Origin of the sequence: Burkholderia sp. JP2-270 (genome assembly GCF_003233675.1) — a bacterium.
Lineage (GTDB): Bacteria > Pseudomonadota > Gammaproteobacteria > Burkholderiales > Burkholderiaceae > Burkholderia > Burkholderia pyrrocinia_C.
On sequence record NZ_CP029826.1, the window covers coordinates 615,871 to 627,134 of the forward strand.

At 65.9% G+C, this 11,264-nt stretch carries 8 protein-coding genes; 3 read left to right on the top strand and 5 right to left on the bottom strand.

What is annotated here, in order from left to right:
• Window positions 1-9 precede the first annotated feature (9 nt).
• Together DM992_RS35450 and msrB are read right to left on the bottom strand one after the other, a co-directional pair.
• A complete protein-coding gene (locus DM992_RS35450) occupies window positions 10-1,872 on the bottom strand; it encodes a cytochrome c biogenesis protein DipZ (RefSeq protein ID WP_111020907.1) in 1,863 nt (620 codons plus the stop codon).
• A gap of 35 nt (window positions 1,873-1,907) precedes the next feature.
• Window positions 1,908-2,483 carry a peptide-methionine (R)-S-oxide reductase MsrB gene (msrB, locus tag DM992_RS35455; protein WP_111020908.1) on the bottom strand — a complete coding sequence of 192 codons (576 nt, stop codon included), beginning with the start codon at window positions 2,481-2,483 and terminating at the stop codon, window positions 1,908-1,910.
• Window positions 2,484-2,784: 301 nt separating this feature from the next.
• Between msrB and DM992_RS35460 the strand changes: the two genes are divergently transcribed.
• From DM992_RS35460 to DM992_RS35470, 3 genes are all read left to right on the top strand, one after another.
• Window positions 2,785-4,152 carry a site-specific integrase gene (locus tag DM992_RS35460; RefSeq protein WP_059553020.1) on the top strand — a complete coding sequence of 456 codons (1,368 nt, stop codon included), beginning with the start codon at window positions 2,785-2,787 and terminating at the stop codon, window positions 4,150-4,152.
• A 270-nt stretch (window positions 4,153-4,422) separates the two neighbouring features.
• Window positions 4,423-4,701, top strand: a complete 279-nt coding sequence (locus DM992_RS35465; RefSeq protein ID WP_111020909.1) for an HU family DNA-binding protein — start codon at window positions 4,423-4,425, stop codon at window positions 4,699-4,701.
• Between the two features lie 336 nt (window positions 4,702-5,037).
• Window positions 5,038-6,306, top strand: a complete 1,269-nt coding sequence (locus DM992_RS35470) for an IS256-like element ISBcen18 family transposase (RefSeq protein WP_081938342.1) — start codon at window positions 5,038-5,040, stop codon at window positions 6,304-6,306.
• Between the two features lie 70 nt (window positions 6,307-6,376).
• Here DM992_RS35470 and DM992_RS42475 read toward each other — a convergent pair whose 3' ends face one another.
• From DM992_RS42475 to DM992_RS43120, 3 genes are all read right to left on the bottom strand, one after another.
• Entirely contained in the window at window positions 6,377-7,681 is a 1,305-nt protein-coding gene (locus DM992_RS42475) for a hypothetical protein (protein WP_204356210.1), read from the bottom strand.
• 550 nt (window positions 7,682-8,231) lie between these two features.
• Window positions 8,232-9,269 (bottom strand): ATP-binding protein, encoded by a 1,038-nt coding sequence (locus tag DM992_RS35480; protein WP_111020910.1) that lies wholly within the window; start codon window positions 9,267-9,269, stop codon window positions 8,232-8,234.
• Window positions 9,263-11,224, bottom strand: coding sequence for a hypothetical protein (locus DM992_RS43120; RefSeq protein ID WP_239511527.1), 1,962 nt, complete (start codon window positions 11,222-11,224; stop codon window positions 9,263-9,265). Before DM992_RS43120 ends, DM992_RS35480 begins: the two co-directional genes overlap by 7 nt.
• Window positions 11,225-11,264 lie beyond the last annotated feature (40 nt).

Consider the following 11,264-nt stretch of genomic DNA (forward strand, 5'->3'; position numbering starts at 1 on the left):
CGCCCGCGTTCAACCGAATGTGAATGCGTACGCATCGACGCCGGGATCGAGAAATTCGATCGCGAACGTGCGGTCGGCGATCGCGCCGGGCTGCCGGACGAGCTGGTACAGGCGCTGCCCGGTGACGGTGCCGTAGCCCAGTGCGTCGACGTCGGCGCCGTGCGCGGCGCCGGGCGCCGCGCCGTCGAGCGTCACGCGAAAGCGCACGGGCTGGCCGTTCGCGCCCGGGCCGAGCACGAGGTGCAGGTCGCGCGCGTGGAAGCGGTAGACGATCCGGCCGGACGGTGCGGCGAGCGACGCGCGCTCGGCGCCGACCTGCCACGTGCCGGCGAGGCCCCAGTCGTTGAGACCGGGGCGAGCCGGCGCGTCGTAGCGGTGCGCCGCGTCGCGCACGACGCCGCCCGGCGACGAGAAATCTTCCGCACGCGCATAGCCGACATAGGTTTCGGGCGAGCGGACGTCCGCGGCGTCCGCTGCCGCGAGCGCGCCCTTCGCGGGCGCACCGGCCAGCCCGAGCGGCACGTTCAGCGCTTCCGGATGGCCGGCTTCGGCGAGCAGCGACTGGATCGCGCGTTCCGACTGCGCGTATTCGCCTTCGCCGAAGTGGTGATGGCGGATGCGCCCTTGCGCGTCGATGAAGTAGTGCGCGGGCCAGTATTCGTTGCCGAACGCGCGCCAGATCGAATAGCCGTTGTCGATCGCGACCGGGTAGTCGATGCCGAGGTCGTGCACGGCTTTCTTCACGTTGCCGATGTCGCGCTCGAACGCGAACTCCGGCGCGTGCACGCCGATCACGACGAGCCCGTACGGCGCGTACTTGCGCGCCCACGCGTTGGTGTACGGCAGCGTGCGCAGGCAGTTGATGCACGAATACGTCCAGAAATCGACGAGCACGACCTTGCCGCGCAGGCCGGCTGCCGTCAGCGGCGGCGAGTTCAGCCACTGCACGGCGCCGTCGAGCGACGGCAGCGTGCCTTCGATGGGCAGCGCGGACGGCTTCACGTCGGCCGCGCGCATCATCGCGCTGCCGGCCATCGCACCGCCGCCGGCCTGCGCGCCATCGGCAGTCGCGGCCATCATCGCGCCGCTGCTCGCGTCGCCTGCCGCGTTGCCCGTGGCAGCCGTGGTTGCGGGCGCACCGTTCGGGCGCCCGCCGAGCCGGTCGACGAGCTGCGTCTCGAGCCCGCCCGTCGTGACGGTCGACAGTTGTGCGAGTACGCCCGTATCGAGGCCGAGCGCGATCGCGCCGACGCCGGCCAGCAGCGCCGCGCCGATCCCGCGCCGGATCCATTCGCCGGCGCCGAGCGAGCGCTTCATCGCGGCGAATACCTTGCCGCCGATCACGAGCGCGACGGCGAGCGACGTCGCCGCGCCGGCCGCATAGGCGACGAGCAGCAGCGTCGTGCCGACACTCGCGCCGCGCAGCGCGGCGCCGGTCAGCACGAGCCCGAGGATCGGGCCCGCGCACGGCGCCCACAGCAGGCCGGTCGCGACGCCGAGCAGCAGCGACGACGCGGGGCCGGCCGGGCGGCCGTCGTGCTGCGCGAGCCCGGTGAGCCGGTTGCCGGCGGCGACGAGCGGGCGCGTCAGGTGTTCCGCGAAGCGCGGCATCAGCAGCGTCAGGCCGAACACCGCGAGCAGCACGATGGCGATCCAGCGGCCGGCCTGGTTGGCCTGCGCGACCCAGCCGCCGCCGACGGCGGCGAGCGTCGCCACGACGGCGAACGTGAGCGCCATGCCGGCCAGCAGCGGCAGGCCGGTGCGCACGAACGGCTGGTCGGCGCGCGCGAACACGAACGGCAGCACGGGCAGGATGCACGGGCTCAGGATCGTGAGCACGCCGCCGAGATAGGCAAGGACGATGAGCAGCATGGTGCGTTCTCCAGTCGGTCGGGATCGGGGCCGGATCAGGCGGCGGCCGGGTGGAAGGCGAGCGCGAGACCGTTCATGCAGTAGCGCAGGCCGGTCGGCGGCGGGCCGTCGTCGAACACGTGGCCGAGATGGCCGCCGCAGCGGCGGCAGTGCACTTCGGTGCGGACCATCCCGAACGATGCGTCGGCGTGGGTGCCGACCGCATGGTCGAGCGGTTTCCAGAAGCTCGGCCAGCCCGTATGGCTGTCGAACTTGGTGGCCGACGAGAACAGCGCGAGGTCGCAGCCGGCGCACGCGAACGTGCCGGGCCGGTGCTCGTCGTTCAGCGGGCTGCTGTACGGCCGCTCGGTGCCGGCCTCGCGCAGGATCGCGTACTGGGCGGGCGTGAGCCGGCGGTGCCATTCGGCGTCGCTGAGCGTGAGTTCGAACGGGGCGGCCATCCGCGGGGCGGCCATCCGCGGGGCGGCCGTCCGTGGGGAGGCCGGCGGCGGGGCGGCCGGCGGCGCGGCGAACGCGCGGCCGACCAGCGCGCGGCGGCCGGCGGACGACAGCGCCGCGAGCGCGGCGAGGCCGGTGGCGCCGGCGAACAGCAGATGTCTGCGGGTGGGCATGATGGGCTCCTGGAAGCAGGTCCTGAAAACATGCACCTATCGTAGGCAGCGGCCGGTGTCGAAGTCCTCACGGAAAGTTAAATGAATTGTGATTGTTTCTTGGGTGATCCTGCTAGGTCCGTTGAAATCCGTCAAAGCCCCGTCCGTCAAGGGGTTGCGGGAAGTTGGTGGTCCACCAAGTTCTGCGGAAATCCTCCACGAGCCGCAACTTCTTAGTGTTTTTTTAGTGTTCGCGATGTGGGGTAGGCTCTGCTTAGAGATGCACGGGCCGACCTGGTTGCGATATCAAAGGAGGGCGATCATGGGTGCTCTGACGGTTAAGCAAATCGAGGCCGCAAAGGCGATCGGGAAGCTGTATTTCCTCTCTGATGGGCGCGGGCTGTTCCTGCGCATCGGCCCGGATGGCTCGAAAACCTGGCTTGTTCGCGTCAGCATCAATGGCAAGCAACGGGACAAGCCGCTCGGCAAGGCGTGGGGGCGCACCATGACTGAAGGGCAGTTGTCGCTGGAGGATGCACGCGCAGCCGCGGCGACGATTCGTTCACAAGCGCGCGACGGTGTGGACTATCTCGATGCGAAGAAGCGTGAACGCCAGGCCAAGGTTGAAAAGGCGGCGACAGCGGAACTCACGTTCGGCGATTTGTTCGATACGTGGTTCGCGACCGTCAACAAGAAGCGCGGCAAGAAAGGACGCAAGGATGGCGGTAGGATGCTTCGAGGTGCGATGGAAAAACATGTGCTGCCGGCCCTCCGTACACACAGGATTACAGGCGTGTTTGCCTCGAACGTTCTGCCGCTGCTTACCACGATTTCCGACGCGGGATACAACCGGCGCGCAGTCGAGGTGTTGGGGGCCGTCCAGCAAATGATTCGATGGGGCGAGCGCAACCAGCCGTGGAAACGCTTGCTGATCGATTGTGATGTGCTCGCGCTCGCAAAAGAGGATGTCGTTGCAGGTGATTACGACCCGGTACGTGACAACGAACGCCATCGCACGCTGTCGGACGACGAAATTCGCGCGCTGGGTGAACTTATGCCGGCTGCACGGCTTCCGCGTTCCATTGAGTCAGCGGTATGGGTGATGCTTGCTTGCGGAACGCGTGTCGGTGAAACCCTTGTGACTCGATGGGCTGATCTTGATTTCAAGGCGCGGACGTGGACGATTCCAAAGGAACGCACGAAGTCAAGCACGGCGATTACGATTCATCTTTCCGATTTCGTCCTTGCGCAGTTTACGGCACAGCAGATTGTGCGCGCTGTATTGCCTGAGGGCGATGTGCGTCGCGAATACGTATTTCCGTCGCAACAGGGCAAGATTCCGCACGTCACTATCCATACAACGTGCAAGGCAATCCGTGACCGGCAACGCGGAAAGGGTGCATCGACCGAAGGTCGCACGACAGCAACGGATACGCTTATTGTCTCGGATGGTCAATGGAAATGCCATGACCTGCGTCGTACCTGCGGAACGATGATGCAGTCGCTTGGTATTGCTGAGAGCATCGTGCATCGATGTCTGAACCACGCGCGTAACGATCCGCTTGATCGAATCTATCTGCAGTTCAACTACGACGAGCAGATGCGCGACGCATGGCGGCTATGGGGCGACCGCCTGGCCGAATTGCTCGGCGAGGATACGGGAAACGTGCGCTTCCTGTTCAAGTCGTGATCCGTCGCAGCAAACGATCAGGTGCTGTTATGTTGCCGGTGACTGTCTTACCATCCAACGGTTGCACACCGGACATCGACAAGTGCATAACCGGAATGCGTTTGTACGGTAAATCGCTAACTGATATCGCAGTGTGCCTGACGGGCGGGTGACTCGGCAAGACAGGTATGAGTCGCATCCACCTCATCTTCACGGATTCGTAAGGAAGCGGTAACTTGGGGCGCTCAATGCGGTAGAGCGGATATCCGATGCATCGAACGAGGTCGACTCATGAACAAGCAGGAACTCATTGATGCTGTCGCAGCCGATACCGGTCTTAGCAAAACTGCCGCCGGCGAGGCAATTCAGGCCGTAATGGATGTGATTGCGCGTGCCGTCAGCGAAGGGGACAGCGTGCAACTCGTAGGCTTTGGCTCGTTCTCGCAAGGGCAACGTGCCGCTCGGACCGGTAGAAATCCGACGACGGGCGCAGAGATAGCAATCGCAGCTGCGAAGACGGTGAAGTTCAGTGCCGGCAAGGCGTTCAAAGATGCAGTGAACGCACCTTGAGTTGTAGCCGCGTCGGCGAGCCAGACGGGTAGAGGGGCACTCAATCGCGAGAGCTGAAGGGGAACATAGTAAGGGCTATGTTACCCTTCATTTCGGGACATAGACGACGCCCGCGTGGGCGCGGCCGCTCACACAACTAAATTTGTTACTAGTTTTCAACTAATTTTGTTACTACCGGGCATCGGTAGGGCGCGGAGCCGCCGTGGGCAGTCTTTCGGCTGGAGATGCGTGGCAAAACACTGTTGGAGTGGGGGAGGGGCTTTCTTCCGTGACGGGACCTATCCGTCATTTCGTGGGCGGGGCATATCATGAGGTATAAAAGTCATGGATATGCCGATGAAGAAGAAGAGGCAAACCGTAGCGCGTCAGGCAGCGGCCCGCGGGCCGCTGCCTGAGTTGCCCAAGGAACTGCTGGACCAGTTGGTCAAGGGGCCGATGACGCCGACCGAGGTTCAGGATCTGATGCTGGCGTTCAACAAGGCGATCATCGAACGGGCGATGGGCGCCGAGATGAATCTGCATCTGGGCTACCCGTCGGGCCAGTCCAAGCCGGCCGGACAAGCCAACGAGCGCAACGGCGCCAGCGGCAAGACGGTCATCACGGATCGCGGCCCGGTTCGTGTCGAAGTCCCTCGTGACCGTGACGGCAGCTTCGAGCCGATCCTGATTCCCAAGCACGAGCGCCGCTTCACCGGCTTCGACGAACGCATCATTGCGATGTACGCGCGTGGCATGAGCGTGCGCGAGATTCAAGGGTTTCTGGCCGAGCAATACGGCACCGAAGTGTCGCCCGACTTCATCAGCTCGGTCACCGACGAGGTGATGGCCGAAGCGCTGAGCTGGCAGAGCCGCCCACTCGAGGCGATGTATCCGGTCGTGTTCTTCGATGCGCTGCGGGTCAAGATCCGCGACGACGGGGTGGTCAGCAACAAGGCCGTCTATCTGGCCTTGGGCATCCAAGCCGATGGCCAGCGCGATGTGCTGGGCCTCTGGATCGAGCAGACCGAGGGCGCCAAGTTCTGGCTCAAGGTGTTCAATGAACTCAAGACGCGCGGCTGCCAGGACATCCTGATCGCCGTGGTCGATGGCCTGAAGGGGCTAACCGAAGCCATCAGCGCGGCCTATCCGCGGACCACCGTTCAGACCTGCATCGTGCATCTGATCCGCAATAGCCTCGAATACGCCAGCTACAAGGACCGCAAGGTACTCGCCACGGCGCTGCGCCCGATCTACGCGGCTGCCAGCGAAGAGGCAGCAAGGCAAGCGCTGCAAGACTTCGCCGACGGACCTTGGGGCGCGAAGTACCCGACGATCGTGCAGTCGTGGCAACGCGCGTGGGAGCACGTCGTGCCGTTCTACGTGTTCCCGCCGGAAATTCGGCGAGTCGTTTATACGACAAACGCCATCGAGAGCTTGAACATGCAATTGCGCAAGATCATCAAGACGCGCGGTCACTTCCCGAACGACGAGGCGGCCATCAAGCTGCTCTGGCTGGCGCTGCGCAACGTACTGGCCAAGACCGTGAGGGCCGCCTTCGACTGGAAATCAGCGATGAACCAGTTTGCTATTCTGTTCGGCGAACGGTTTACGCAGGCGCGTGGATAACCTGTTGTTCAACCGCCTCGCCCACAAAAATGCGGACAGGTTCCCGTGACGGTACAGGAGCCACTACGCATCACGGTTCAGCCCGAACTACCTGCGCCTGCGCGCGACGATAGCAACGTGCCGCCTCGGCTAGCTTGCTCGCGTCGTCCCAGAACCCTCGCGCGCCCCGCACACATGCCACGAAGAACCGATAGTCCGCCGCCGGTCGGGACGCGAGCGGCTCGGGTACAACAAGCGGCACCGACGTCGCGTGCGGCAACGCAACCTGGCAGACCCGGCGATAGTCCGTCGCACAACGTCGGAGCGTCATGATCGCTGCGGCCGGCGTGGCGGCCAGCACCTGCAACCGGGCACCATCCACGCGCGCGACAAAGCGGCCGTCGGCGGACCGATAGAGCCAGCACCAAGGCCGCCCAGCAGGCAGCCCCAATAGTCTGCGCCGCCGCAGATCGCAATCGGCTGGGGTGATCGCGTCGTTCACGTGCCATCCAGCGTCGTCGGACCAGGTCAGACACGCGCCCCGGCTTGCCGCCCACATCGTGTCTCGACGCCCTTGTCGACGGGCCGCATCGATCGCTTGGCGCGTCGCGTTGTCGACACGGTTGGTTGCCGCCCAGTTCGCCTGACTTGAGTAGACAAAGGTGAGCCCGGCGGGCGTCACGCGCGCAAGCCAAGCGCTGTCGCGCCAGGACGTGATGGATGCGGTGGCCGACCAGTCGGCCACACCGGATCGCGCAGTAGCCGTCGCGCGCGCTTGCGCGTCGCGCCAAGCGGCACCGAGGCTCACGCGCGCGGCATGGCAAGCGAGCCAGTGTCGGGCCTCGGCCTCGACATCCGCCGCGCCTCGGATTAGGCAATCGGCTGCCACCGGCTCGACGAAATTCGCTCTAACCCCCTCCGGCGGCGGCCGATCGGGCCAGCGCCGCTGTTCGATGCCGGACTCGGTCGCACGCCCCCAGAGCAACTCGACAAAGGCTTGACGCGCGTGGTGGCTACCGGCCACCTGCTCTGCAATCACCAGCGAATCGCAGGCGTCGATGAAACCAGCCACCCAACGCGCGCTGCCGGGTGCCAGATGTCGTCGGATGTGGCGGGCGAGCGCTCGGTAAACCGTGATGGCGGGCGTCGTCGGCCAATACGACGTCCGCTCATAGTTTCGCGCGACGGTTTCCTGCGACACGGGACGACGCAACGGTTCTGCGGGAACCCGAGTGCCGTACGCTACTGCCGCGGCACGGATCGAGGGAATCGTCCGGAAACACGCGGGAAACGGCACGCCGAGTGTGTCGGCAGCGGCGGCCAGCCATGCGATGCTGTCGGCCGTTGGTTGACGCAAGGCCTCCTCTAGTCGAGCGGGGCGGATCAGGCTCGACATCGCTTCCAGCCAAGCGGCAACTGGATCGAGACAGCGGGTCGCGGCCGGGGTGAGCACGGGCTGGCGGCAAGTGTCGCGGGTAAAAAAGTGCAGTCGACCGCATCGGCAACTGCCTGCCGTCCCGTAGTCGGTCAGCGAGCGCAACCTCGCAGGAAATGGCGCTCCACAGTGGCAGCGATCGACGAGTGGTACACCGTGAATCGGGCACGTATCGAGCAGCGCGATGGATAACAGCGCGGCATGGTAGCCAGCCGCCAGACAGGCCAGGCACAGTCGCGGCCGCGGCACCACGAGCGCGCAATCCAGCCAAGGTGGGAGCGCACCGAGGGACGACCACCGAAAGGCAGTCGGCGACTCGCCAAGTGCGAGCGCTAATGCCGTCTCGTCAACATGACCGCAGTTCTCGATCAACTCTACGTTAGCGGGCGGGCGAGCCAGGCACGACGGTAAGTCGCGCGGATGCAGCGCATTGAGTGCACAGGCGCGTAGCACCGTGTGCCAGAGCGACGCGTACGGCAGCACACTACCGATGTGCCACGTCAAGCGGACCTCAGGCATGGCCGGATTCTCGGCGACCTGCGCCGCGCAGTGCCGCGGTCGCAGACACTAGCGCCATCAGCGTGCGGTGGCCGCCATTCTCGACGGCGGCTTGCCAGGCCGTGGCCGATGTCTCTGAGTCAACGTTCGCGCCGCTGGCGACGCGCAGCAACACGTGCCGGCACGCGTGCGCGACGGTTTTCATCGGGAAATCGACCGGTCCCGCGTACCGCGGCGGCAAGGCGTCCTGCATCGCCAGCATCAGCGCCTCGGCCTGATCTGCCATCCGGAACCCGCCGGCCCACGGACGTGGCGCCAGGCCTGCTGTGAACGAGCAACCGGAACCGGCCGGCCATTCACTACCCTCGTCGTAGCCGCGCATTACATAGGCGAGTTCGTCTACCGTGCGCACGCCGTGAAACGGGGCGGACGCCAGCATGAAGCGCGCGGCAACATGAGCACCCCCAGCCAGTGCCATGCCAAGGGGTTCGTCGAAGAACTGCAGCGACGCGATCGAGAATACGCACAAGCGAATGCGTTGCTTTTCGAGCAGGCTATGCAGTTCGACGAGCCACAGCCATTCGCGCTGGCTCATGCCTTGCGCTTCGTCGATCACGAGCACGAGAAAGCGGCCACCGCCTTGCGCGGCAAGCTCGATCCAGCGCTCGACAAGCATGGTCTGGCGCTCGAGCGGGCTGCGCCGCGCCTGCGCCAGCCGGTGCCCGCTGGCCTCGAGCAGGTGCGCGTAAAAGCGTCCCACGGCCGTTGCGCTGCCTGAGTCCGTATGGCTCCAGACGACGAGCGGCACATAACCGCCGTAGCGCTCGGACAGCAGCCGCTGCAGCCAGTGGTCGACGGCGCTCGACTTGCCGAAGCGCGACGGCCCGAAAATAGTCGCGCCGTCGATCTGGTCGTCCAGCCAGGTGCCGATACGCTCGACCATGTCGTGAATCGCGACCGTGAACAACGAATAGTCGCGCGTGACGACCGGGTGATCGCGTGGCACATGGGCGGCTACGAGCGGTTCCGCAGGCCCGGGAAATGTCACCATTGCTGCGCTCTCCGCATCGGTGGCAAGGGCGCGGGAGGACGCGGCTCCTGCGCCACGGGTGCTGTGGCGACGGCAGCCTCCTCGGGGCGTTTGGCGAGGCTCACCATCGATTGCCCGGCGAGCCGCTCCGCGTGCTGCTGCAGGATGCGCCGCGCCTCAAGATAGGCGGGGTGTACCGGCAGTTTGCCCGCAGGCGCCGCTTCCGCGTACCGGATCAACGCCTCGACTGCGTCGCCGTGGTTCGCCAGATACAGCAGCCGGCGTTTTTCGAGCGCGCGAATTGCCTCGCGCACGTACAGCGAATGCGGCGTGCGGTGCCATGGGGGTGCAGCGCGCACCACGCCCACGAACTGCCCACGCTGGGTCGACACGGCGGCATAGCGCGCATCGTCCTCATTGTCGAGTTGCAACCAGAAAGCCTGGCCTAGCAGATCGGTACGCAGGCACAGCCACTCGGCCGAGTAGCGGGCGTTGGCGAAGTTGAAATGCGGGCGGCGGCCGGTCTTGACGCCGCCGAGCAGCGTACAGAGCTTGCGCACGCCGACTATGCGGCGGACCGCCTCCGGATCAGCCACGCGGGGCGTCCACGCGCGCTCGGCCATCAATCGTTCGAGCTGCTCGAGCGGGCTGCGGTATCCCAGTCCCGAATGCGGCGTGGCGTTGTAGTTGGCGATCAGCGTGTCGAGCAGTTCCTGCGCGTACTCGAGCTGGAACTGCGTGGCGAGTGCGGCCGCGTCGGGATCGGCGCCGCGTTTGTCGGCAGGCAAACTGCCGGTCGTGGTTGCGAGCCGGTGAAAGCCGCCGGCGGCCAGATGCCCGAAGAAAGATTCCACGAACGGACGGTCGTCCTTGCTGCGTCGGCGGCTGTAGCTCGCCGGATCTTGCGGCTTGACGAGCGTCGCGCCCACCACGTCGCGCAGCACGCCCTCGACGCGCGCGCAGATGTTGGCCAGCGCGCCGTCGACGCTGAATTCGTTCCAGCACGCGCCGGCTAGCGGAGGAAGACGATACGACGGCAAGCCAGCACCCGGCACATAGGCGTCGTCGCTGAACTGCAGGTCGCGCGGCATCCACGGTACGAGCGCGCAACGCACGGCGCGCAGCACGTCCTCGGCTGCGCACTCGCGCCGCAGACTCAGGTGGTAGCCTAGCACCGCGCGCGAGGCGACCTCGATCAGCACCACAACCCACAGGCGGTGGATCAGGCGCGGCTCGGTGCCGCCATGCGGTGACGGCACCAGTACTGTCATACGGGCGTCGAGCTTGTGCGCATCACACTCGACGCGTTCGAACGGCGCCAGCGGTGGCCGGCGCGTACCGTCGCCGGCGCGCGCCTTGCGCACCGCCTCGGCTCCGCCGGCCAATTGGCGCGCCCGAGAGGGATGCTCGGCAAGCACGCGATCAATGTAGCGGGCGAGCGTGACGTAGCCGCGTTTCTCGACATTGAACGGCCACTCGCCGCGACGCTCGAAACCGCGTGCACGCAGTTCGGCCAGAAACCAGCGGAACACCGCCATGCGCGGCCGACGCGAGGCTTCTAGGTCACTACGTTTGCCGAGTATCCGCTCACGCAGGCGGTCTTCGAGGCCACGCCCCGCAGGCGACTCGAACACCCACTGCAAGGCTCCCACGGCTCCGCCGCTCCAGGCGTTGAGCTTGAGCGGTGCAGTTCGTTCGTAGGATTTGACGCGGGTATATGGCAGGAGGCCTCGCCAGCCGTTGACGCGGCCATCCGGGTGCGTTTTGAGGCAGCGCTCGGTCAGCAGCCGGTACGTCTGGACGCGGCCCAGGCTGCAGGCCGCTTGGATTTGGCGGTCGGTCGCGCCGTTTAGGTACAGGCGGATCGCGCGCTCGCGTCGCCGATAGAGCGCGCGTCGCTCGGCGGAAAGCGCGAGCTCGTTGATCGACGGCCAAGCGGCAAGATCGACGTCGTTCAATCCCGTGCCGTCGTTCAAGGAACCGCCTGCCCGTAAGCGTGAGCGTCGTGCCATCGGT